General features: G+C 34.2%; 19 protein-coding genes, 1 tRNA gene, 1 other RNA gene and 3 pseudogenes. 7 read left to right on the top strand and 17 right to left on the bottom strand.

Features of this window, described 5'->3' with window-relative positions:
- Positions 1-48: 48 nt before the first annotated feature.
- From AAGD87_RS01735 to AAGD87_RS01705, 7 genes and pseudogenes are all read right to left on the bottom strand, one after another.
- Complete coding sequence (locus tag AAGD87_RS01735; RefSeq protein ID WP_155968794.1) at positions 49-468, bottom strand: DedA family protein; 420 nt, start codon at positions 466-468, stop codon at positions 49-51.
- Positions 469-474: 6 nt separating this feature from the next.
- Positions 475-1,848 (bottom strand): cysteine--tRNA ligase, encoded by a 1,374-nt coding sequence (cysS, locus tag AAGD87_RS01730; RefSeq protein WP_265023951.1) that lies wholly within the window; start codon positions 1,846-1,848, stop codon positions 475-477.
- The gene (locus tag AAGD87_RS01725) at positions 1,841-2,497 is read right to left on the bottom strand and encodes an exopolysaccharide biosynthesis protein (RefSeq protein WP_007549323.1); all 657 of its coding nucleotides are present in this window, start codon (positions 2,495-2,497) and stop codon (positions 1,841-1,843) included. Before AAGD87_RS01725 ends, cysS begins: the two co-directional genes overlap by 8 nt.
- A 211-nt stretch (positions 2,498-2,708) precedes the next feature.
- Positions 2,709-4,018 (bottom strand): annotated as a pseudogene (locus AAGD87_RS01720) (IS4 family transposase).
- Between the two features lie 88 nt (positions 4,019-4,106).
- Positions 4,107-4,667 (bottom strand): annotated as a pseudogene (locus AAGD87_RS01715) (exopolysaccharide biosynthesis protein); the annotation flags it as partial.
- Positions 4,668-4,833: 166 nt separating this feature from the next.
- Complete coding sequence (locus AAGD87_RS01710; RefSeq protein WP_006013840.1) at positions 4,834-5,001, bottom strand: twin-arginine translocase TatA/TatE family subunit; 168 nt, start codon at positions 4,999-5,001, stop codon at positions 4,834-4,836.
- A 128-nt stretch (positions 5,002-5,129) separates the two neighbouring features.
- Positions 5,130-5,903 carry an ABC transporter ATP-binding protein gene (locus AAGD87_RS01705; RefSeq protein WP_006280146.1) on the bottom strand — a complete coding sequence of 258 codons (774 nt, stop codon included), beginning with the start codon at positions 5,901-5,903 and terminating at the stop codon, positions 5,130-5,132.
- A 147-nt stretch (positions 5,904-6,050) separates the two neighbouring features.
- Here AAGD87_RS01705 and AAGD87_RS01700 point away from each other — a divergent pair.
- A tRNA-Arg gene (locus AAGD87_RS01700) sits at positions 6,051-6,127 on the top strand.
- Positions 6,128-6,228: 101 nt separating this feature from the next.
- Here AAGD87_RS01700 and uvrC read toward each other — a convergent pair.
- The 8 genes from uvrC to AAGD87_RS01660 form a co-directional block, all read right to left on the bottom strand.
- A complete protein-coding gene (uvrC, locus tag AAGD87_RS01695; protein ID WP_341817682.1) occupies positions 6,229-8,046 on the bottom strand; it encodes an excinuclease ABC subunit UvrC in 1,818 nt (605 codons plus the stop codon).
- Positions 8,030-10,147, bottom strand: a complete 2,118-nt coding sequence (gene glyS, locus AAGD87_RS01690; protein ID WP_338482050.1) for a glycine--tRNA ligase subunit beta — start codon at positions 10,145-10,147, stop codon at positions 8,030-8,032. Before glyS ends, uvrC begins: the two co-directional genes overlap by 17 nt.
- Positions 10,148-10,150: 3 nt before the next feature.
- Positions 10,151-10,990, bottom strand: a complete 840-nt coding sequence (locus AAGD87_RS01685; RefSeq protein WP_264339262.1) for a glycine--tRNA ligase subunit alpha — start codon at positions 10,988-10,990, stop codon at positions 10,151-10,153.
- 44 nt (positions 10,991-11,034) lie between these two features.
- The gene (locus tag AAGD87_RS01680) at positions 11,035-11,793 is read right to left on the bottom strand and encodes a phosphatidylglycerophosphatase (protein ID WP_341817681.1); all 759 of its coding nucleotides are present in this window, start codon (positions 11,791-11,793) and stop codon (positions 11,035-11,037) included.
- A gap of 146 nt (positions 11,794-11,939) precedes the next feature.
- Complete coding sequence (gene hemB, locus AAGD87_RS01675; protein ID WP_264339263.1) at positions 11,940-12,935, bottom strand: porphobilinogen synthase; 996 nt, start codon at positions 12,933-12,935, stop codon at positions 11,940-11,942.
- On the bottom strand, positions 12,928-13,953 hold the full coding sequence (nuoH, locus tag AAGD87_RS01670) for an NADH-quinone oxidoreductase subunit NuoH (protein WP_341817680.1): 1,026 nt from the start codon (positions 13,951-13,953) through the stop codon (positions 12,928-12,930). The genes hemB and nuoH overlap by 8 nt, the downstream gene beginning before the upstream one ends.
- The gene (gene nuoG / locus AAGD87_RS01665; protein ID WP_338482047.1) at positions 13,937-15,985 is read right to left on the bottom strand and encodes an NADH-quinone oxidoreductase subunit NuoG; all 2,049 of its coding nucleotides are present in this window, start codon (positions 15,983-15,985) and stop codon (positions 13,937-13,939) included. Before nuoG ends, nuoH begins: the two co-directional genes overlap by 17 nt.
- Before the next feature lie 5 nt (positions 15,986-15,990).
- Positions 15,991-16,203 carry a hypothetical protein gene (locus tag AAGD87_RS01660; RefSeq protein WP_006279675.1) on the bottom strand — a complete coding sequence of 71 codons (213 nt, stop codon included), beginning with the start codon at positions 16,201-16,203 and terminating at the stop codon, positions 15,991-15,993.
- A gap of 261 nt (positions 16,204-16,464) precedes the next feature.
- Between AAGD87_RS01660 and AAGD87_RS01655 the strand changes: the two are divergent.
- A pseudogene (locus tag AAGD87_RS01655) lies at positions 16,465-17,774 on the top strand (IS4 family transposase).
- Between the two features lie 141 nt (positions 17,775-17,915).
- On the opposite strand, the gene glmU reads toward AAGD87_RS01655, so the two are convergent.
- Together glmU and pheS are read right to left on the bottom strand one after the other, a co-directional pair.
- Complete coding sequence (gene glmU / locus AAGD87_RS01650) at positions 17,916-19,208, bottom strand: bifunctional UDP-N-acetylglucosamine diphosphorylase/glucosamine-1-phosphate N-acetyltransferase GlmU (RefSeq protein WP_341817679.1); 1,293 nt, start codon at positions 19,206-19,208, stop codon at positions 17,916-17,918.
- Complete coding sequence (gene pheS, locus AAGD87_RS01645) at positions 19,209-20,252, bottom strand: phenylalanine--tRNA ligase subunit alpha (RefSeq protein WP_265024249.1); 1,044 nt, start codon at positions 20,250-20,252, stop codon at positions 19,209-19,211.
- A gap of 146 nt (positions 20,253-20,398) precedes the next feature.
- On the opposite strand from pheS, the gene AAGD87_RS01640 reads away from it, so the two are divergent.
- From AAGD87_RS01640 to ssrA, 5 genes are all read left to right on the top strand, one after another.
- Positions 20,399-20,629, top strand: coding sequence for a hypothetical protein (locus AAGD87_RS01640; RefSeq protein WP_341817678.1), 231 nt, complete (start codon positions 20,399-20,401; stop codon positions 20,627-20,629).
- Positions 20,630-20,661: 32 nt separating this feature from the next.
- Entirely contained in the window at positions 20,662-22,203 is a 1,542-nt protein-coding gene (locus AAGD87_RS01635) for a hypothetical protein (RefSeq protein ID WP_341817677.1), read from the top strand.
- 67 nt (positions 22,204-22,270) lie between these two features.
- Entirely contained in the window at positions 22,271-22,867 is a 597-nt protein-coding gene (locus AAGD87_RS01630) for a riboflavin synthase (protein ID WP_151808045.1), read from the top strand.
- A 57-nt stretch (positions 22,868-22,924) separates the two neighbouring features.
- On the top strand, positions 22,925-23,515 hold the full coding sequence (locus tag AAGD87_RS01625) for a CvpA family protein (RefSeq protein WP_015588828.1): 591 nt from the start codon (positions 22,925-22,927) through the stop codon (positions 23,513-23,515).
- A 124-nt stretch (positions 23,516-23,639) separates the two neighbouring features.
- Positions 23,640-23,970: a transfer-messenger RNA gene (gene ssrA / locus AAGD87_RS01620) on the top strand.
- Positions 23,971-23,977: the final 7 nt, after the last annotated feature.

Below are 23,977 nucleotides of genomic sequence, written 5' to 3'. Positions count from 1 at the left end.
GGCATAGAATGACGGAAGTGGGCTTTAATAGCTGTAATACTATAGCTGTTATACTCCAAAAGTAAGTATTAGATATAATAAATAGAAGAAATTAGATAGAATGATTAAAGGGGCAAGGATATAAAGGTTTAACTTGAAATAACCTGATAAAATTTGAATCACACTTCCAAGTGCTGGCACCCACGAAAGTAATAAAGTTGCAAAAATTAGCAAATTTTTTGTAACTTTTGGCGTTGTATATTCGTTTTCTAATTTGTGGTATGATTTTCGTATAGAGATTGTTATTCTACCTAAGTACCAGTTAACTATTCCACCAAGGCTTGATCCTAGTACTCCAAAAAATAACATAAGTAGTGGAGTGTGATACGACCTGAAATAAAGCATGGTATTGAACACAAAACCTTGATGTATGGGTAAGACTAATGATGATACTAGACTATCTGTGAATAACAGGAAGTAGTTTTCCATATGAATTTACCAGGTTGTTGTACCATCTTCATTGTCAGAAATTGTAATCCCCATTTGTTTCAACTGATTTCTTATTTTGTCTGCAGTATCGTAATTTTTATTTTTTTTTGCAATTTTTCTTAAGTCTATCAACCTTTCTATTTCTTGATGATTTACATCCACAGCAAACCACTTTTCATAACTTGACTCAAGAAGACCAATAAATCTGGCACTCTTAACAAAACTCTCAGTTAATTTAAGCTTTTCACTTTCATTACTCATTTTGTTGATTTTTGCAGCCATTTCATGTAATATAGCTAGAGCTTCAGGAATGTTTAAGTCGTTTTTTAAAGCGTCTATAAAATCTTTAGAAATCTCTGCGTTACTTTCATCAATATTTGTTGTATCTAAACCACGTGATAATCGATTAAATTTATTTAAGGTTTCCTGTGCATCAGAAATAACGTTTTCTGTCCAATCAAGTGGTTTTCTGTAGTGAGTTTTGAGCAGTGCATAGCGTATTACTTCACCCTTTATTCCACTATCTAGCAAATCCCTTACTTTGACTATATTAAATAAGGACTTGCTCATTTTCTCTTCATTTACTGTAAGAAAACCGTTATGTATCCAGTATTTTGCAAACATTGATCCAGCAAATGCAGACTTACTCTGTGCAATTTCATTTTCATGGTGAGGAAATTGTAAATCTATGCCGCCACCATGAATATCAAAATCTTTGCCAAGGTAAGCATATGACATTGCTGAGCATTCTATATGCCATCCAGGTCTGCCCTCTCCCCATGGGCTATTCCAATAACTTGAAAGTTTGTAGTCAATATCATTTGCAGGCTTCCACAGCACAAAATCTCCCGGGTGCTTTTTATTTTCATTAACTTCAACTCTGCTACCTGGAACCAATTCATCAGTTTTTTTTCCTGATAAAGCACCATATTCATGGTAAGATTCTATATTAAAATACACATGTTTGTCAGATTCATAAGCGTGGCCTGATTGCAGCAAATGTTCAATTAATTTTATAATATAATCTACGTTTTTCGTTGCTTTTGGCTCGTGTGTTGGCTCTGCACAATTTATGCTTCTCATATCTTCATGAAAAGCCTTGGTGTAATATGTGCTGATACTTTCTATGTTGCTATTTTTTTCACTTGCTGCATTAATTATCTTATCATCAATGTCGGTTATGTTACGCACATAGGTAACTTTGCCATAACAAAACTTAAGTAGCTGAAATAACACATCATACACAACAACAGACCGTGCATTGCCTATATGTGCTGTGTCATATACTGTTGGTCCGCAAACATACATTTTCACATGATCTTTATCGATTGGTGTAAAAAGTTCCTTTTTTTTTGTTAAGGTGTTGTAAAGCCTAACCATATACGAAGCTTTTGAGAAAAGAAAATGCCCCAATTATAAGTTGTGGCCCTTTGACTACTACAACAAGAGTAAGCAATAGCCCACACAATGATATTAGAACTCCCAATATGGATAGAAACCCATCTTTACTCATGATACCAAGCGAAATAAGAGTCGTACCAATTGCAGGAATGAAGTTAGTAAGAGGTAGTGGAAGAGCTATTGATAACGCACAAAGCAGCATTATAAAAGCTAAAATTTTTTCACCGGGCCCATAGAAAATAAAAGACATTCTTGGTCTCATGAACTTTTCTATTTTTTTTAATGCTGGAGAAGTTTTTTCCACCACAAGAGCTAGTGTTGAACGCTGAAAAGATTTTCTTTCTAGCCAACTGGGCATCCAAGGAGAATCAAATCCAAATAAAAGCTGCAGTGAGAATAAGATTAAAGGTATAGAAAGAATAGTTGTATAACCAGGTGGAACCGGTATAGGCACCGATAGCGGCAAGGAGAAGATGATTATTAAAATACCAAAACCACGCTCATGCAAAGCTGTTTTAATGTCAAACAAAGTTACTTTATCGCTATCATTGTTATTGGTATCTGCAACTTCTTTTAGAATATCAGAAGCTAATTTATCACTTTTAGTCAACTTATCATTTTTTGACACGAAAAACCTTTGATAAAAATAATTCTTAACACAATTATTGTTTTATTTCAATATGCATTATTCATTTTGCGCTAGTAATTCGTTCTTTTGTTAAAGTGTTGTAAAGCTTTTAAGAAGAGAAAGTGCTCCGGTTATAAGTTGTGGTCCTTTGACTATTACAACAAGAGTAAGCAACAACGCGCACAATGATACTAAAACCATACGCGTCAAGTTAAGAGATTGTGAGCAAATTTAGAGAGGTTAAAGTGGATACTCTAGCCCTTCTACGTTTGTCTTTTAATGAAAATCGCGACCAAGTTATAGTGAGTTTTTTAAGAAATGCTTTTAAACTATTAATTTTGGTTAATACTAAAAATAACTCTCTAACCCGCCTTTTTAGCTCAATAAATGCCTTTGTTAAGCTAAGTTCTGTATTCTTTTTCACTTCTGTGCAACCAACTATGCCGTGAAATATAAGAATTGCGCACAATTTAGCATATAGTTCACATAATACTCTGCATGGCTTTCCTTTTAGCTTATCAAGCCTGATATGGCTTTTATACAATTTAAATAATAACTCAATTTGCCACCTTACTCTGTAAATCGTTAATACTTGCTCAGCACTAATTTTATTTTCTGGAACATTAGTTATAAATATTGACCAGTTCAACAATTTTTGATTTCTTTTAGAGGATCTGCGATCTTGCTAATCTATTAGCTTTCCTTCTTCTGCCCATAGACTGTTCTTCAGTTAGTTTCTGACATATAATTCTTACTCTAATTTTTGCTTCTTTTCCTAACAATACCTCGTTTTCTAAAAATAACTTATCCTCTCAACATTCTAATAACTCCATTTTTTGATTTGTTTCTACATCATATATGTTGGTATCGACGACTTATGAAATAAGCTCCTATTTCATTGATTTGTTTAAAAGAACTTGGCACAAAATAACCGAGATCAGATATTAGCAAATCATTGCTTAATATATTACTTAAATGTTTCCTATATCCCTGGTCTGATCTTACCCCCTCCGTTAAATTAAGTTGGTCTATTATCTGATTCATGTAGTCGAAAACTAATTGTAACTTTATTCCAGACTTAGTATTGCTTTCATAGCCACTGTAGCTAGTACCATAACCTTTATACATCTCTTCCATACTGTTAGGTAGAGTAATATAGCTACTGTCCAATAATTTAACACTATTAAATTGCTGTAAGATTTTGCAATCAACTTGCAAGATATTTTTAAAGAGAATCACAGATTCATTATACATCCTTTTCATAAATTCCACTGCTTCTTCAGTAAATCTAAAATCCAAACCTTGTTTTGTTATATCTATCGAGTCCTCGTTTAGTAATTGACACATTGTTTCTACGCTACAATTATCAACTCCTATATTACCCAAGACCATGGCTTTTACGAATGATGAACCTTTTAGCTTTCTCTTTCTTTTTATAAACCTTGTTGTAATTGAGATTTTCTCTGCTTTTTCATTAAAAAATTCTTTGAGCTTTTTTGATAAGCAAGTTATTTTATTCATTGGTTCTCTCACTAAAAGTATATCTGGGAGAACTTATACCTTATTATTCTATCTCTTTCATACCTTTATTTCCTTAACTTGACGCGTATGATACTAAAACTCCCAATATGGATAGAAACCCGTCTTTACTCATAATGCTAAGTGAAATAAGAGTTGTGCCAATTGCAGGAAGGAAGTGAGTAAAAGGTAATGGAAGAGCTATTATTATTGCACAAAGCAACATCATAAAAGCCAGAATCTTCTCACCAGGCCCATAGAAAATGAAAGACAGTCTTGGCTTCATGAATTTTTCTATTTTTTCTAATACAGGGGAAGTTTTCTCTACCACAAGAGCTAGTGTTGAACGCTGAAAAGATCTTCTTTCTAGCCAACTGGGCATCCAAGGAGAATCAAATCCAAATAGAAGCTGCAGTGAGAATAAGATTAAAGGTATAGAAAGAATAGTTGTATAACCAGGTGGAACCGGTATAGGCACCGATAGCGGCAAGGAGAAGATGATTATTAAAATACCAAAACCGCGCTCATGCAAAGCTGTTTTAATGTCAAACAAAGTTACTTTATTGCTATCATTGTTATTGGTATCTGCAACCTCTTTTAGAATATCAGAAGCTAGTTTTTTATCTTTAGTTAGTTTCTCACTTTTTTGCACAATTATCCTTTAATAAAATATTCCTCTTAAGCTAACATAGTTGTTGCTGTATTTCAATATTTGTTATTTATTTCATACCAACACTTCATCTCTTTCATTCTTTAACCTGACTAAGTTTTTAAACAGATGACATGCACTAAGGTGCATGTCACGAAGTATGAGGACGCTAACGATCTGGTTCATTAGACGATAATTTTTCTGAGTCCTTAAGCTCCTGTTTAAGGTTTTTGATGCCTTTTCCTAAATCACCCATAACTTGCGGTAATCTGCCTGCACCAAACAGAACTAAAATTATTATTAAGACTAGAAACAATTGCCATGGTCCTAAACTCATTTTCACCTCCATTTAAAATATTGACCTTTAAATATTAAAACTTGACTGAAGTCAAGTAACACATAGATTATATCACCTTTATTTAATTATAAATCAAGGTTTTTTAATTATTTTATAACAATCCCAAACTAGATTATTTTCTTGCAGCGAATAAGTGGAAACTTTTCGCTTAACTGTAGAGTAGAAGAGAGCTCACTAAAAAACTTTGCTAGCGTATCATCTTTAGGCTTATGGTATATATCGCTAGAAACTCCTGATTGAATAATTTTACCATTTTTCATTACGTAGATAAAATCTGCAACTTTCAATGCTTCTTGCGGGTCATGAGTTACCATTAGCACAGGGATATTTTTACTTCTGAAAAGGGACAATATATGTTGTCTTATTCGGCACTTGAGCAGTATATCTAAATTAGAAAATGGTTCATCTAACAACACAACATCAGGGTTTTGTGCCATCACTCTTGCTATTGCAACTAATTGTTGCTGTCCTCCAGATAAGGCGTTAGGGTACATATTTTCATATTTTTCTATATTGAGTAACTTCAAGATTTCCAATGCAATTAGGTGCTTTTCTCTCTTGGAAGAGCTGCGGATAGCAAAGGTTATATTTTCTACTACTGTTTTATGAGGAAATAATGCAGAATGCTGAAAAATCAATCCGATATTTCTATGCTCTATAGCGACTGATGCCTTATTACTTGCAACTAACCTATCATTTATAAAAATAGTTCCAGATTTTGGATTTTCTATCCCCGCAATTAATTTCAAAATTGTTGACTTGCCACAGCCAGAATGCCCCAATAAACATGCAACATTTCCTTTCTTTACTTTAATGTTTATATTGCTTAAAGCAAAGTCGTTTTGATTGTTATAGAAATAACCAATATTGTTAACTAGCATTAATCTTACTTAAACCATGTTATTAAATATAATAGCATTATACTCAAGAAGTACAGAAATGTTTTTTGTCGTCATAAATTGGTTATGCAAGAAATCTAGAAAAGAAAGGATTTTTTGCTATAACTTTACATGAATGGTAGGAAACACGGGACTATAGCTCAGCAGGATAGAGCGTTGGACTCCTAATCCGAAGGTCGTGCGTTCGAATCGCACTAGTCCCACCACATTGCTTCACAAATTTTATGGAGATTTTTTTTCACAAATACGCACACCTTTTTTTGCGGTTTTAAGATATAAATTCCCTAATAATAAAACGGGTTTTGTGTCATTCCAGTACTCCTCTCTTATAATTTACGTGTTTAAGAATAACTTCTGCTAAACCTTTACTAATTCCAGGTATGTTTTGAATTTCAGCCAGAGAAGCTTTGCTTATATTTTTCACTGAACCAAAATAAGACATCAACGCTTTTTTTCTTTTGTTGCCAATGCCGGGTATTTTGCTTAATTGTGAAACTATAAACTGTTTATCGCGTTTTTTTCTATGTGAAGTTATCGCAAAACGGTGGGCTTCATTACGCAGCGATTGTAAGTAAAGCATGACTTTGCTGTCATTTGCCAGACTGAATTCTTCCCTGCCCAGCATATAAAATCTTTCATTTCCTGCGTTACGATCAGGACCTTTTGCCATACAAGCAAAAGGAACGTTTATATTCAATACTTCCAGTACATTCTGTACTATGGAAACATGTCCTGGTCCACCATCAATCAGTAAAAAATCAGGTATTATGCCTTTTATATTGCCGGAGAAACGTCTGGTTAGCACTTCCCTCATCATTTTATAGTCATCGCCTGAAAATTTTTCCTTTATAGTAAATTTTCTGTACTCACTTTTTAAAAAACCCTCCTGCCCTGCAACAACCATTACACCAATTTGTTGGTTTCCAAATATATGGCTATTGTCATAAACCTCAATACGCTTTGGAATATTTGGTAACAAGAAGATTTTGCTAAGCTCTTCAAGCTTTTCTAGGTTATTTCTATAATCGATAAGCTTCTGCTCTAAGCTATGCTGAGAGTTATCATAAACAAATTTCAATAAATCACGCTCTTTTTTATTCTTTGCATGCAGAACTTTTACTGGCTTTTGAGCAACCTGATATAGTGCTTGTTCTATAATTTCCTTATCCACAATAGAATCTGGAACGTAAATTTGTATTGGAGGTATGTTAGCTGAATTATAAAAATTGACCAAAAAGGTGGATAAAATTTCATCATTTGAGTGATCACCACAGTTCTCGGCAAAGTAAGGAGTGCTGCCGTAGTTGTCTTTATTTCTAAACGATAACACACTAATACATGCTAGATCCTCTTCACGTACAATACTGAAGAAATCTGCATCTTTTTCAAAAGAAAAATCCGTGTGCTGTATTTGAATTTGCTCAAGAAACTTTACCCGATCTCTATATATAGCAGCAAGCTCATAGTTTTCTTCACTGCTGCACTTTCTCATTGTGAAAAGTAACTGTTCTTTCACTTCCTTATTTCTTCCAAGCAATGTATTTCGTGCCTGTTTTACTGATTGGCAGTAGTCGTCTTTTGTGATTTTGTTTATGCATGGTGCTGAGCAGCGCTTAATTTGATATTCAATACATGGTCTTTTTGTTGAGGAAAAGTATTGATCTGAACATACTCTTAGGAGAAAAGCTTTTTGCAATGACAATATAGTTTGCTTAACAGCAGCGGCAGATGTAAAGGGACCATAATAATAAAACTCATTCTTCTTAAATTTGCCTCTATATTTTGCTATTCTTGGATAATCGTGCTTGGAAATTGTTATATAAGGATAAGATTTTCCATCCTTAAGCACAATATTATAAAGTGGTTTCAATGATTTTATTAGCTGTGCTTCAAGAAGCAGTGCTTCGATTTCATTCTCAGTGATGAATATTTCAACCTTAATAACCTGTGAGAGCATAACTCTAATTCGTTCAGAAAGGTTTTCGAATTGAAGGTAGTCGGATAACCTTGACTTTAAGTTTTTTGCTTTTCCAACATATAAAACTTTATTCTTATCTCCGACCATCTTATACACGCCACAGGACTGTGGAGATGATTTGATTTGTTCTTTATATTGCCTGAGCATTTATCCATTGCTTAACCTGTATGAGGTTAAAATCTGCTACTAAATGAAAGATGGAAACTACATTTTCAAGCAAAGATAATCTGTTTCTTCTCAGCTTATCAGAATCACAGTTAATCTTTATACTGTCCATAAACTGATTGATAAACGGAGCAAAACCAGCAAGTTCATCAAGTGCTACATTAAAGTGGTTATTTTTTATCGCTTGTTTTATGTTTTTACAAGCAGTTATAGCACAATTTGATAGCGCAATTTCTTCACTTTCAATCAAAAACCTCTTACCGTAAGATGCACTATAAGTAGTGCCATCACTTTTCCTTGCTTTGCTCATCATGTTACTGACTCTTTTGTAAGTGCTTAGAATTTGTTCACCTTCTGGAGTACTAAGATAACGATCCAATATAACAGTTTGCTTTTCTGCTGTCAGCAGATCATTAATATCGATTTTATATAGTATTGAATCTACAACATCTTGCCTTATATCTCTATTTTTTAAAATAACCTTGAATCTTTCTAAGCAAAATCTAAATACTAGTTCTGAAATTTGTTTTCTATTCGGCTTATCAACTGACGCTGTATTTTTATTAAATAGAAGCCTTGAATATAAAGATACTGACTTGTCTATCATTAGCCTAATTGGAACATGCAAATTATTTTCAAGTATTGTCCTAATTATACCAATTGTCATTCTCCGCAAACCAAATTGATCATACGAACCAGAGATTTTCTCACCTGCTGCAATTAAACCAACTAAGCTATCCACTTTGTCTGCAATTGACACAGCAATTGCAGAAGGAGATTTAGGACACTCCTGCTCTGGCCCGATTGGCTTATAATGCTCAGTTATAGCTTCCACTATTTCTCTATCTTCTTGAAAATAAGAAGCATAATATCCACCCATTACTCCTTGTAATTCTGGAAACTCTCTTACTATCGATGTTGCCAAATCAGTTTTTGCCAAATATGCAGCACGTTCAACTTTTATCAGCGAAGCATGTGGAATAAATATAGCTATATACTTTGACAGAGCCGTAATACGCTTCACCTTTTCCCCCACGCTGCCAAGTGAAGCATGAAATAATATCGAACCTAATTTTTTGACATAATGATCCAGATCTTCCTTTTTGTCCTGAGATATCAAAAATTGTGCATCAGCAAGACGTGCTTCTAATATTCTTTCGTGCCCTTTAACAACTTCACCATTGTTGACGTTGACAACAGTGACAAAGTGTGAAATTCTCTTTCCATTACTTAAAGCAAGGTATTTTTGTTGTGTATTAACTATACTAAGTATTACTTCCTTCGGTAATCCAAATGACTTTTCTTGATTCACTTCACCAAACAGTACGATTGGCCACTCTATAAGCCCTGTCAATTCATTTAGTAAATAATCATTTTTCTCAAGTTGTAAATTCTGCTCTTTTGTGAATTTATTAATCTGATCTAGTATAAATTGCTTTCTTTTGTCCATTTGGAGAATTACACTGTTTTTTTCTAGCAATTCAAAATAGTCTTTAGGTGCTTTAACAGTTAACGCTGTACCACTTGAGAGAAATCGATGGCCATATGTTGTGTTAGATGCTGTGATCCCTGCAAAAGACACAGGTATTATTTCGTCATTTAAAATGCATAAAATGTTTTTGATTGGCCTAACCCACCTTTCTTTTCCTTTGCCCCATCTCATGCTCTTCAACCAAGAAAAGTTTTTGAGCATTTCCTCCAGTTGATTTTTGAGGAATTCTCTGATGTTAAATGAGCAGCTTTCTCTTTTAATGAAGTAAAAATCCTCATTATTTACTTTTCGAACGAGCAAATCTTCTTCATTTTTCTGATATTTTCTTAAAAAACCTTCGATAGCACTTTTTGGTGCGTTAATGTTTGGTCCCTTAACTTCGTTATTGGAATCCTTTAGCTCCAAAGCATTTATGTTGTCAACAAATAGAGTAATGCGACGTGCCGTTATAAAAACCTCCATTGATGTAAATTTTACATTATTTTTGTTAAAAACATTGGCAATACAGCTTTTAACTTGAGTTGCAACTACATTCTGCATTCTCGGTGGTATTTCTTCTGAAAGGCACTCAAATAATAACTGCAACGACATACGCTATTTACTCATGTACAATTCACAACATTTTTTTGTTAGCTCTCTAACTTTACCAATATAAGCTGTACGTTCATTCACACCAAGCACACCTCTTGCATCAAGCAGATTAAGTAGGTGACTAGTTTTAATACATTGGTCATAGGCTGCCATTGGTAGCTCCTTTTCAATAAGGAACTTACACAATTTTTCCGTATCTTCGAATTGCTGCTGTACCACTTTAGTATCATAATAATCTAACGCTAGATAAGAAAATTCATATTCTCTTTGTTTAAAAATATCTCCGTAAGTTACACCGTTATCGTTCCAAATTATATCGTAAACATTATCTACACCTTGTATGCACATTGCTAAACGTTCCAACCCATATGCCACCTCACCAGGAATCATCTTGCAGTCAATCCCTCCAACTTGCTGTATATAAGTAAGCTGTGTTACTTCCATTCCATTGCATGTAACTTCCCATCCAAGTCCTGATGCACCAACACTTGGATTTTCCCAATCATCTTCAACAAACTTAATATCATATTTTTCTGTAGATATGCCAAGAACTTTTAAGCTATCTAAATAGACGTCTTGTAAATTATTACCAGATGGCTTTATTATAACTTGATATTGGTGATGTTGATACAAGCGATTAGGATTATCACTATAGCGTCCATCTGCTGGCCTAATTACTGGTTGTAGATATGCAATTTTTGTCGGTTTTGTATCAATTGCAGACATAATTGTTGCAGGATGTAATGTGCCAGCACCAACTTCAGATGTGTATGGGTGAAGTATAACACATCCTTCACTAGCCCAAAAATCTTGTAACTCTTTTATTATACTTTGTAAGTTCACACAAATTGCACACTTTTTATACTAAATATATAAATAAATAAGTACTATTCAATACCTATTTTTTTAACAGTATCATGTAAATAATCACCTAAGACTGCTGAACTTTCTCTCACATACTGAATTATGCTTTTATTTAGGACAATTGCATCATGCATAGTTAAATCGCAGAATATAAATGCTGTTAAAGACAGTAAAATCACCGCATAAAATGTGTGAAAAATCCCCTCAAATGTAATTGACATTGCATTATTATAGCTGAGCTGTATTGAACTTATTGGCCATGGTTTTATCACTTCTACGACATTAAAAAATACGTAAGGTATCATAAGAAAAAAGAAAAAGTGCATAAAATCATTAAACCAAAATGGGCATTGAAACATCTGCTTACATATATTCCCATAGAGTTTACTTACAGCATAATAAATTGACATTATTGCTGGCATTGAAAGTGCTACAGTCAGTACTTGCCCTGACGCTATTTGTATTACTATTTCTTCACCACTGTTTGCTGAAGGGTCTTGAGCATGAAAAATAAATATTCCAATTAATTGCATTACTAACATAACTATTGCCAATTTTGTAAAAACAGCAGCTACGACTATTCCTGAGTCTGGCATTTTATATAGTAAGTATTCGCCTCCATATGTAAGAATTAATATAACATCGACAATAAATAATATTAAAAAAGAAGACCAATAGTTCTGCCAACTTGGTAAATATCCTATTCCTAAAAGAGAGCTTACTGTTTTAGCAGGAAAAACCTTGCCTAGCATCTTCCCCAAAAATTTAAAAAAAATCCCCATGTTCTAAGTAACACTTGGTTTATATTATTTATAATACTGTATTGTAACGGACTTATCAATAACTTAAAACATGTATTGGAAGATTTTAGGTAATATGCAGCAACAGTAGAAGAACGTGCGCCAAAAATTTAATAATTTTATAGGGCTTATGCACTTAAATTTTTTGCAATATCAAGTGCAGCGTAAGTGAATATTGCACTTGCACCCGCACGTTTGAAACCAATCAAAGACTCATAAATCACCTTGTCATAATCTAGCCAGCCATTATTTGCAGCAGCTTTTATCATTGCGTACTCACCGCTTACTTGGTAAGCAAAAATCGGAAAATTAAACTTATCACTTGCTGTTTTGATAATATCTAAATATGGCATACCTGGTTTAATCATAATAAAGTCTGCACCTTCATTTATATCCATTTCAATTTCGCACATTGCTTCGCGCGCATTTTTATAATCCATTTGATAACCACTTTTGTCTATAGAATGTGATAGCCCACATGAACCAACGACTTGCCTGAATGGAGCATAGAAGCTAGAGCAGTATTTCACTGCATAAGATAATATTAATACGTCTTGAAAGTTGTTATCATCTAATGATTTTCTGATTCTTCCTATTCTACCATCCATCATATCAGAAGGAGCAACTATATCACATCCTGCTTTCGCTAAAGCAAACGCTTGCTTACACAGCACTGATATAGTTTCATCGTTTTCTACATCCATCTGATTATCTTTTAAAATGCCGTCATGGCCATGAATAGTGTATGGATCCAGTGCAACGTCTGCAATAATACCAATTTCAGGTACCTTTAATTTTACAGCACGGATTGCTTTGCAGATTAAGTTGTCAGAATTATATGCTCCCTCAGCGTTTTCAGATTTTAGTTTACTATCAACTACAGGAAAAATTGCAACAGCATTAATTCCTAAATCTTTAGCTTCCTTAACTATAGACACTAATCCATCTATTGAATAACACTTTACGCCTGGTAAGCCAGAAATTGGTTCAGTTGTTTCTTCTCTGTCATGAACAAACAGAGGAAGAACCAGATCATTTACTGATAAACTATTTTCACTTGTTAAATTGCGAACCCATTTGCTCGAGCGCCTGCGTCTTAATCTTGTATTTGGGAAATTAAACATTGGATCCAGGCAAATTCCCAGTAAAGAGCAACACCCCTGAAATGAGTATCACCCAAAACACTGATATTGGTAAAAATACTTTCCAACCAAGGCGCATTAGCTGATCATATCGATAACGAGGTATTGTTGCTCTAATCCAAATAAATACGAATAAAAGTATAATTATCTTCAAAACGAACCAAATTAAACCTGGAATTTTATAAAGCAAACCAAGTTCTAACGGAGGATACCACCCTCCTAGAAAGAATATCGTCATCATAGCACTTGCTAAAATCATATTTGCATATTCTCCAAGAAAAAAGAGGGCAAAAGGCATGGATGAATATTCAACGTTATATCCAGAGACAAGCTCTGCTTCAGCTTCTGGTAAATCAAATGGGTGACGATTAGTTTCTGCAAGCAAAGAAATAAAAAATATTATTCCTATAGGCATTAGTAGCAAATCAACCCAAAATGGCATATTGTGTTTCGCTACCACCATCTCTCCAAGATTTAATGTTCCAGTGGTAATAACGACTGCAGCAACTATTAAGCCTATTGAAACTTCATATGAAATCATCTGAGCAGCCGACCGTATAGCGCCAAGGAATGCATAATTGGAGTTGCTTGACCAGCCTGCAATAATCACGCCGTATACTCCCAGCGACGATATAGCTAGCACGTAAAGCACTCCAACATTAATATTTGCTATAACCTTAGGAATAACTATTTGCTGGCCATTTTCTACAATTACTTCAGCACCAAACGGTATAACTGCCCAGGCAATTAATGCCAAGATAAAGGTAAGCATTGGAGCCATAATGAACAGTATGGTGCTCGCTCTAAATGGTATTATCGGCTCTTTAATCAGTAGTTTAATAGCATCTGCAAATGGCTGCAATAGCCCAAAAGGTCCAACTACACTTGGGCCGTGCCTCAGTTGAATTGCAGCAAGGACCTTACGCTCAAAGTATGTCAAATATGCAACTGAAAGTAGTAGCGGTACTAAAATAAATAAAATATTAACTAGCGTGTTCATAAAAAGCTTTAGTACAATCTGCCATTATTTTTGAAGCGCGACTTATTGAATCCGTCATATAAAAATTACACTCCTTTAAAGTAAAAGGTGTATTACTTAAATTTATTTTACCATTGCTAATTGGCACCCATGTGTTTTTTATCACTTGATCAGCATTTCTAAACTGTGGACCGATAGTATCTAATTTTTTTCTCACGTCAAATAAACTATCATATGGTAAGGAGAGATCCAAATATTGCGAGAGATTTTTAATAATTAACCAGTCCTCCTTTGCTTCACCTGGAGGAAATACAGCTAAATTTGTTCTTTGCACTCGACCTTCAGTGTTTACATAAGTTGCATATTTTTCTGTATATGCAGCACCAGGCAAGATAACATCTGCCACATGTGCACCCTTATCACCGTGATGACCTTGATAAATTACAAATGTGTTTTCTAACTTTGATGTGTCAAATTCATCTGCACCAAGAAGATAAACAACTTCTATTTCACCACTTTCTGCATGTTCCAATATTTGATTAATATCCCTTTCGCCTTTTTTAGGAACAAACCCAATATCTAGCCCACCAACTCTTGCTGCAGCTTTATGCAGCACATTAAAGCCATTCCAGTCATCTCTGATCATGTTAAATTTTTCTGCAATTTTGCCAGCCAGAACTAGAACTAATTCAGAATCATCTCTTACTAATGCATCTTGACCGATAATCAGCATAGGGTTTTGAGCAGCTACCAGCAGCTCACAGAATTTATGACTTCCATTTGCTATTTCACTCAAAATATCAGGATTATCGCCCAATTTCTCAACATGATACAAATATTCAATGTTAGGACCAACACTTGCAACAGGAAAGTTGCCCTGTAAATATCTCTTTCTCAATCTTACGTTAATGATCGGTGCTTCTATCCTTGGGTTTGTATTTATAAGCAGACACAAATCCGCATTCTCTATACCTTCAATAGTGGTATTGAACACATACGATCCACGATTATTTGGTATAAGTTTTGCACCATCTTGCCTACAGTCTATATTCCCCGAGCCGAGCTTCTGCATCATTTCTTTAAGTAGAAGCATAGACTCACAATCTGCTAAATCACCTGCAATTGCAGCTATTTTATTTGATTTTGTATTCTTTAATTTCTTTGCAGCAACAGTTAATGCCTCATTCCAATCAACTGGGGCTAATTTACCATCTTTTTTTACATAAGGTCGATCAAGACGCTGAACTTTTAGTCCATCATAGGCAAAGCGGGTTTTATCTGATATCCATTCTTCATTTACCTCTTCGCTCAGCCTTGGCAATATCCTCATAACTTCCGGGCCACGATAATCAACTCTAATACTACTTCCCACAGCATCTAGTACATCTATAGTTTCGCAATGTGATAGCTCCCATGGACGCGCTGTAAAGGAGTAAGGCTTTGAAGTTAAAGCCCCTACCGGGCAGAGATCTATGATATTTCCGGATAATTCAGAACTAATATGCCTTTTTATGTAAGTGCTAATCTCTACATTTTCTCCCCTTCCGATTCCTCCAAGTTCATTTGTACCTGCAACATCAGACAAAAATCTAACACACCGAGTGCAATGAATGCATCGATTCATCGCAGTCTCAATCAATGGTCCAAAGTGTTTTTTTGGCACAGCCCTCTTATGCTCATCAAGTCTGCTGGTTCCTTTCCCATAAGCCATCGTGATATCTTGCAAATCGCATTCACCACCCTGATCGCAAATTGGGCAATCAAGCGGGTGGTTAATTAGCAAAAACTCAAGCACACCTTCACGTGCTTTTTTAACCTTAGGGGTATCAGTGTGAATAACCATCCCTTCTGCAACTGGCATTGCACAAGAGGCTACTGGTTTTGGAGGTCCACCCTCCACTTCAACCAAACACATTCTGCAATTACCAGCAATTGCTAAACGCTCATGATAACAAAAACGTGGAATTTCAACGCCCACGACTTCACAAGCTTGAATTATAGTGAGCCCATGCTCTACTTCACATTCCTTAGAATTAATAGTAACTTTAACCACAACTATTATACAGCTTCCCACTTTATAGGATTGCCGCTTACCTCATCTTCAACCAGATTGCCGTTGTCATATTGAGCAGACATATAATTCATGCGCGAGTCACGATCTATATATCTAACAGGTTTTACCGGTTTATCTTTATACATTTTTTGCTCGGCCTTCTTACGCTGAGTAGGGTTATTTTTACTAGCTGTCTTTGCTTTCCCACCTGCTGCCATATAAACTCCTAAAAACTTTTCATTCTATTTTAACACTTAAGTATACAGCGTCAATATTTAATAACTTTAAAATTTCAATAGATCTCTTATTATAATCATTTTACAATCATTGTTTAAATAAAAAGTTACCCCTTGATGCCATTCCAGCGCATGACGCACAGCTGTACGAACCATATGCGTCAAGTTAAGGAAATAAAGGTATGAAAGAGATAGAATAATAAGGTATAAGTTCTCCCAGATATACTTTTAGTGAGAGAACCAATGAATAAAATAACTTGCTTATCAAAAAAGCTCAAAGAATTTTTTAATGAAAAAGCAGAGAAAATCTCAATTACAACAAGGTTTATAAAAAGAAAGAGAAAGCTAAAAGGTTCATCATTCGTAAAAGCCATGGTCTTGGGTAATATAGGAGTTGATAATTGTAGCGTAGAAACAATGTGTCAATTACTAAACGAGGACTCGATAGATATAACAAAACAAGGTTTGGATTTTAGATTTACTGAAGAAGCAGTGGAATTTATGAAAAGGATGTATAATGAATCTGTGATTCTCTTTAAAAATATCTTGCAAGTTGATTGCAAAATCTTACAGCAATTTAATAGTGTTAAATTATTGGACAGTAGCTATATTACTCTACCTAACAGTATGGAAGAGATGTATAAAGGTTATGGTACTAGCTACAGTGGCTATGAAAGCAATACTAAGTCTGGAATAAAGTTACAATTAGTTTTCGACTACATGAATCAGATAATAGACCAACTTAATTTAACGGAGGGGGTAAGATCAGACCAGGGATATAGGAAACATTTAAGTAATATATTAAGCAATGATTTGCTAATATCTGATCTCGGTTATTTTGTGCCAAGTTCTTTTAAACAAATCAATGAAATAGGAGCTTATTTCATAAGTCGTCGATACCAACATATATGATGTAGAAACAAATCAAAAAATGGAGTTATTAGAATGTTGAGAGGATAAGTTATTTTTAGAAAACGAGGTATTGTTAGGAAAAGAAGCAAAAATTAGAGTAAGAATTATATGTCAGAAACTAACTGAAGAACAGTCTATGGGCAGAAGAAGGAAAGCTAATAGATTAGCAAGATCGCAGATCCTCTAAAAGAAATCAAAAATTGTTGAACTGGTCAATATTTATAACTAATGTTCCAGAAAATAAAATTAGTGCTGAGCAAGTATTAACGATTTACAGAGTAAGGTGGCAAATTGAGTTATTATTTAAATTGTATAAAAGCCATATCAGGCTTGATAAGCTAAAAGGAAAGCCATGCAGAGTATTATGTGAACTATATGCTAAATTGTGCGCAATTCTTATATTTCACGGCATAGTTGGTTGCACAGAAGTGAAAAAGAATACAGAACTTAGCTTAACAAAGGCATTTATTGAGCTAAAAAGGCGGGTTAGAGAGTTATTTTTAGTATTAACCAAAATTAATAGTTTAAAAGCATTTCTTAAAAAACTCACTATAACTTGGTCGCGATTTTCATTAAAAGACAAACGTAGAAGGGCTAGAGTATCCACTTTAACCTCTCTAAATTTGCTCACAATCTCTTAACTTGACGCGTATGGTTATGATAAGGGGGCTGGCGGAGTTTGTCAAGGAAGTTTTTTTGTTTCTATTCCCAATAAAAGTTTGTTATATGGTTATGCAAGAAGTCTAATATTAAAAATGACACAACAACATAATTAAATTAGACTACTTTATTCTCTTAGTTACTTGCTTTTCTCTTGCTATTGCAAGGCTTTTTTCTGGTACATCCTCAACTATAACACTACCTGCTGCAATTACAGATTCATCATGAATATTAAGCGGCGCAATTAGTGAGCTATTGGCGCCAACAAAGCAATTGCTCCCTATATTCGTTTCATGTTTATTTTTCCCATCATAATTACAAACAATAGTGCCTGCTCCTATATTACTCTCCTGCCCTACTTTAGCATTTCCTATATAACTTAAGTGTTTTATTCTAGTGTTTTGACCAACTTCACTTGTTTTCACTTCCACAAAATTTCCTATTTTTGCCTTATTACCAATTGTTGTGTTTCCGCGTATTCTGGTAAATGGACCGACCTCAGCATTACTTTTAATTAAGCAGTTTTCTAAATGCGAAAATGGCAGTATTTTCGCACCAGACTCTATTTTCACTCCAGTACCGAAAAAAACATATGGGTAAATAACTGAATCTCTGGCAATTTGCGTATCAAGAGAAAAGAAAACAGTCTCTGGTGCAACAAGCGTTACTCCGGAGTCGGTAAAAATTTTTCTTCTATTTTCTTGAAAGTAAAACTCAGCTTTTATAAGGTCATTTCTGTTATTTATTCCCGTTGCTTCTTCTCCACCGGTAATAACGTAACCGACATTTAAATTACTCTTCACTGCAATGGAAACTATATCGGTCAAGTAATATTCATGAGTTGAGCTATTGCACTCTATTTTCTCCACCAATTCACGTAAATTCTTTGCACATGCAACCATTATTCCAGCATTTGCAAGAAATTCTTCATGATTATTTTTATCACTCTTTGCTTCTACGATTTCTCTTAAGGAACCATTCTCAATAATTAACCTACCGTATTCTTTATTGCTTGTCCTAAAACCTAGGCAAACTAGAGCCTTGCCTTCTAAATAACTAATCATTTTAGTTATTGTGCTGCTTTTTATGAGCGGAGTATCCCCATACTGCACAACAACTATGCTTGAATCTGGCAATTCTCTTAGGTTTCTCATCGCAGTTTTGACCGCATCTCCCGTGCCAAGTGTTAATTCTTGTGTAATTAACTGTATATCCTTAAAACACTTTAGTCTTTCAATTAAAGGCTGATCAACTACAACAGCAATATTTTCAGGATTTAACTGTTTTGCATTGTAAATGACATGCTGGAGCATGGAAAAACTGCCTATTTTGTGTAGGAACTTAGGCAAATCTGAATTCATCCGCCTGCCATGCCCTGCAGCAAGTATAACGAACGTATGAGTTTTACTTATCACTTATCTTAAAGATGAAAAATGAAAACCGTAATGATCAAGCCAGCTGATTTTGTTGTCATAAAAGCTCCTCAAGTCGCTAATTTGATATTTTAGCATTGCAAGCCTTTCTATACCAATGCCAAACGCAAAACCGTTGTATTTAGTATGGTCTATTCCAACATTTTGAAATACATTTGGATGCGTCATACCGCATCCCAGTACTTCTATCCATTTACTACCTTTATAACTTATGTCCACTTCCGCAGAAGGCTCGGTAAAAGGGAAAAAACTATTACGAAAACGTATCTTCAGCCCTTTATCGCCAAAGAACTTATTAAGGAAGTGATGAATAGTAAATTTTAACTGGCCCATATTGACATTCTCATCGACATATAACCCCTCTATTTGATGGAACATAGGGGTGTGAGTTGCATCAAAGTCGTTTCTGTATACTCTACCTGCGGCTACTATTTTAATTGGGAATTTTTTTGTTTTTTCCATGGTTCTAATCTGTACAGATGAAGTGTGAGTGCGCAGTACCATTCTTTTATCGTTTATTTTATTCTTTAAGTAGAAGGTATCTTGCTCCTCTCGTGCAGGATGATGACTTGGAGTATTCAGTGCATCAAATACATGAAATTCATCTTCAATATCAGGGCCATCAACTGCTTTAAAACCCATATGTGCAAAAATAAGCTTTACTTCATTTATAACCTTACTGAGTGGATGGACCTTGCCCATTTTTTCTGGTCTAACGGGCAACGTGATATCAACTGCCTCGTTCTGCAATTTAAAGTTAACTTCTTCTGTTTTTAGCACATTTTCCCTATTCATGATAAGATGATCTATCTTATCACGTAAAGCGTTAATCACTGCACCTAAATCACGCTTTTTCTCTGCATTTTCTATCTTTTTTAAGTTATCAAAATACGCTCTAACTACACCCTTTTTTCCCAAATATAATAGCCTAACTTTTTCTAAATCTTGCAAAGAAGAAGCATTCTCAATTTCGGAAACTGCTTTATCTTCAAGTGAAAGTATGTCATCTAATAACTCTTTATTCATCTTAAAAACGCTGGCTTAAACTTTCATTATAGTGAAATTTTAAATATCATCAACAATCCGAAAAATTGCCCTATTCTGATTATTAATTTATTGACTAATTAATCTTTTTTATTTACCTTTGCGTTGATGAATTTGCTGTATCAACTATGCACAACAGTAACACTGAAACTAAGAATAAGTATAAAATAGAGGATTTACCTAAGCTCTTTAAGGAAAAATCCAGAAACATAAGTAAAGCATTTTCTAGCGAAACAATTAAGATCAGTGCTATTCGCTCGAGAAGTATTGAAAGCAATATACAAAAATTTTCATTTGAGCTAACAGCAACAGATAAAGACACCTTTAATATAAGATTATTTCGAATAAACCCTTTATAGCTCTTTTTACAATAATCCGAACAGATCATAATATGCTACTGCTCTACCATAGCCATAAGCACATATCTTATCCTATTCGGACTATTGCGAGAAGTGCTATAATTGATTTTTTCAAAATCTGCCTTTCCCGGGAAAAAAAATTTACAGCCAACATAAAAGTGCCCAAAGAAAGCAGTGAACTATATAATAACTACTGTAAAACTAACAGTTATAAAACTGTAGAAGAATTCGTAAATAGTGCTCCGCCTCAAATCCTTCTGCAGGGCACAACGATAACGCTACAAACAGACGTTGAAAACATTAACCTGGACAACTTGTACCAAATCGAGTTATTTCTAAATGAGAAGCTACAACATGCAGAAAAAACTGAAAATGAAGACAAAAAAGAACAGAGTGAAACTAACCAAAAAAATGCACAAAATAAACAAATCGTACCAGTTACAGGCCTGTTTGGCTATAATTTAACAAGTAGTAAAAAGCAAGTGATGCGGGTTCCAATAGTTGTTGCTGCAATGCGTGACAATTTTTTTTGGTTTGGATCTTCTTTTCGGCTATCCAATTTTTTTAATACAATACAATTCTTCTTTCAACAGCCACCAAAACTGTCCATACGAAACCAGAGGGCTTTGACTTACCATCCAACACTTCAAGAGACAAAACAGGACAAGGTAACACAAAAAGATGGAATCGACGAAAGAAGAATAGAAGACGTCACAATGCTTATTTCTGATTTCGGTCAAACTACTTCGCACACAGAGTATTTTAAGGCTAACAGAAAAAAGAAGTCAAAAAAGCAGACCAAAGAACTATCAGAGAAAGAAAAACCATTAGCCATAAAACAAGCACAAAATGATGCTAGAGTAGCTATGATAGATAACCAAATTGAGCACAGGGGGAAAAAACTCGATAAAATATTTATTGAAGTGATGAGTGGATACAAAAATCAAGATCCAGAAACATTTTGCAATATTTTCAGCTCAGTATTCAATATTGTTTACTTTCAAGATAAACAATTACATGCAATATTAGAGCCAGGCGAAATATCAGAAGTATTACAGATACTCGAAAGGCCACAACCTCTTAGTAACTCACTTTTAGGTAAAGAATATTTACAAAAACAAGTATATAGAAAAAAAGAGCAATTGCTTAAATTAGTTTCAGGTGTTTATATACAACAACCTTCTCCACAACATGAAAATACTCCTCATAAATCTACAAACCCTTTACCAATTAAAGATCTTTCACCAGCAACAAATGAAGCTAAAACTCTACCACCTACTAACATTACACTCAAATCACCGTTAAAAACTGTATTTTCCTCAAAAAAGGCTTATTTTTGTCTATTTATAATAGTAGCATCTGCATCAACACTTTGCTTATGGCATTTTCCATTAGGAAAAGTGTCAATGTTAAAAGGATTAGTGCCACCAGAAAAAAGGGAAAGTATTGGGTTAGCATTGAACATAGGGTTGCCAATATTAATCGCGCTGTGTATTTTGAATTTAGCTCGCTTTATATATTCTGAATATTCTATAGAATCTATTGAACAGAACAAATCTCCTTCTCGCATTTAAACTTACCCAAAATGTAAACAAGTTGTCCTAAGAGATCTTTCATGGTAAAATTATTTATTTTCACCATATGTTTAAAGGAATTATCACGGATATCGGGACTATAACTGATACTACCACTCACTCCAACTCTGATCAAATTTTCCATATCAAGACACAAAATTTATCCTCTATAAATAAAGGAGATTCAATAGCTTGCTCTGGTGTGTGTTTAACTGTTGTTGATATAATGAGCGATATATTTACAGTCCAAGCATCTCAAGAAACTATGAAGGTTGCTAACTTAAATACGTGGAGAATAGGAAAAAAAATAAATCTCGAACAAGCAATGAGATTAAGCGATAAGATCGATGGCCACCTGGTTCAGGGTCATGTTGATGGGATAGTAAAATTTTTAACAATTAATCAAAATTTAGATTCTCATGAAATCAAACTATCGTGCCCACAAGAATTAATTAAATTTGTTGCAAAAAAAAGCTCCGTTACACTAGATGGGGTTTCCCTCACAGTGAATTCAGTTATTAATCAGGAATTTACAGTAAATATCACTCCCTATACATGGGAAAATACAACTTTTCAGTACAACAAAGTAAATGATTATTTGAATTTAGAAATTGACATGATCGCTAGGTATTTAGATCAATTGATGCAGCATAAATACAATTAATTTTACAACCTTGTTATTTACAACTATTATATCTTGAAAACCATATAGATATAAAACATGCTTTTCGATAGCCTAATTATCTTCATTGTTGTTCTATGCGTAATAATCTCGGTAACTAGAGGCTTTATAAAAGAGCTATGCGCACTAATGTTTCTATTTTTATCGGTCTTTCTGACAGCTAATCACTATGATTTTTTTACTCCAAATTATAGTAAATATTTTGATTCTAAAGTTACACTAAACATACTTTCTACAATCTCTGTATTTATTATACTTAATCTTATATTCATGATAATAAATAACTGGCTAATGTACATATTATTACCCATAAGGTTGGGGTTTATCGATAGAGTTACTGGAATCTTTCTCGGAGTGCTTAAAGGAATATTGCTCTCTTATGTATTATTTTTTGCTGTGCACTTATATTGCTACACAGTATATGACAAAAAAGAGGGAGAGTATAAAATAGAAGCAGAAGACATATTGCCTAATTGGATAATAAATTCACACTCTTATCAGGCTTTATTTGTGACAGCAGAAGAAGTAATTGACATGTATGTACCAGAGTCGTTGATACTAAAAATAAAAGAGATCGGTGGAGAAATGGTTGATCAAGAAAAACCTAAAAACAATAAAAAAGAAGAGTAAATATTTATTTATAAATATTTTCATTGGGAGTATTCAAAAAGCCATATGTGTCAGGTTAAGAGCACAGAATTTTTTACTGGAAATATTAATTTTGTTTTAGCAATAAATCAACTTAAGGTCATAATATCTTGACATTTATTTAATGTTGCTATATAATAGCTATGTACATTTTGTGTACTATAGCAATAAAATTACCTTGTAATAGGTGTATTGGACCCGAGGGCAGTACTCGGCGCCTCCACCATGTTTTTTAATTATACGGGGGCGATTAAGGATCGACATGCATAGTAAAGATGGTAGCTTTGCTCGGTTAGACACCACCGCTAAGAGTTCATAATTTAAATGCAAACGATAATTTTGCTGCTGAAGAATATCGTGTTGCTGCTTAATTTAGCACAACCGGTTTATTACTAAAGCACGGTTTAGGGAACGCCGGGTAACAGAAGTTCCCCCAAAATTTAC

The sequence above is a fragment of the Wolbachia endosymbiont (group A) of Pherbina coryleti genome, from assembly GCF_964026875.1.
Classification (GTDB): domain Bacteria; phylum Pseudomonadota; class Alphaproteobacteria; order Rickettsiales; family Anaplasmataceae; genus Wolbachia; species Wolbachia pipientis.
Note: the sequence above shows the minus strand (reverse complement) of the source record. Positions and strands in the feature narration are given on the sequence as shown.

Excerpts from the sequence above, each read along its gene's own strand:
- AAGD87_RS01660 (WP_006279675.1), bottom strand. The coding sequence starts at position 16,203 with ATGGCAGCAGGTGGGAAAGCAAAGACAGCTAGTAAAAATAACCCTACT.
- AAGD87_RS01630 (WP_151808045.1), top strand. The coding sequence starts at position 22,271 with ATGTTTAAAGGAATTATCACGGATATCGGGACTATAACTGATACTACC.
- hemB (WP_264339263.1), bottom strand. The coding sequence starts at position 12,935 with ATGTTTAATTTCCCAAATACAAGATTAAGACGCAGGCGCTCGAGCAAA.
- cysS (WP_265023951.1), bottom strand. The coding sequence starts at position 1,848 with ATGGTTAGGCTTTACAACACCTTAACAAAAAAAAAGGAACTTTTTACA.
- AAGD87_RS01680 (WP_341817681.1), bottom strand. The coding sequence starts at position 11,793 with ATGGGGATTTTTTTTAAATTTTTGGGGAAGATGCTAGGCAAGGTTTTT.
- AAGD87_RS01735 (WP_155968794.1), bottom strand. The coding sequence starts at position 468 with ATGGAAAACTACTTCCTGTTATTCACAGATAGTCTAGTATCATCATTA.
- pheS (WP_265024249.1), bottom strand. The coding sequence starts at position 20,252 with ATGAATAAAGAGTTATTAGATGACATACTTTCACTTGAAGATAAAGCA.
- AAGD87_RS01705 (WP_006280146.1), bottom strand. The coding sequence starts at position 5,903 with ATGCTAGTTAACAATATTGGTTATTTCTATAACAATCAAAACGACTTT.
- AAGD87_RS01635 (WP_341817677.1), top strand. The coding sequence starts at position 20,662 with ATGCTACTGCTCTACCATAGCCATAAGCACATATCTTATCCTATTCGG.
- AAGD87_RS01625 (WP_015588828.1), top strand. The coding sequence starts at position 22,925 with ATGCTTTTCGATAGCCTAATTATCTTCATTGTTGTTCTATGCGTAATA.
- AAGD87_RS01710 (WP_006013840.1), bottom strand. The coding sequence starts at position 5,001 with ATGAGTTTAGGACCATGGCAATTGTTTCTAGTCTTAATAATAATTTTA.
- glyS (WP_338482050.1), bottom strand. The coding sequence starts at position 10,147 with ATGTCGTTGCAGTTATTATTTGAGTGCCTTTCAGAAGAAATACCACCG.
- AAGD87_RS01640 (WP_341817678.1), top strand. The coding sequence starts at position 20,399 with ATGCACAACAGTAACACTGAAACTAAGAATAAGTATAAAATAGAGGAT.
- nuoH (WP_341817680.1), bottom strand. The coding sequence starts at position 13,953 with ATGAACACGCTAGTTAATATTTTATTTATTTTAGTACCGCTACTACTT.
- uvrC (WP_341817682.1), bottom strand. The coding sequence starts at position 8,046 with ATGCTCAGGCAATATAAAGAACAAATCAAATCATCTCCACAGTCCTGT.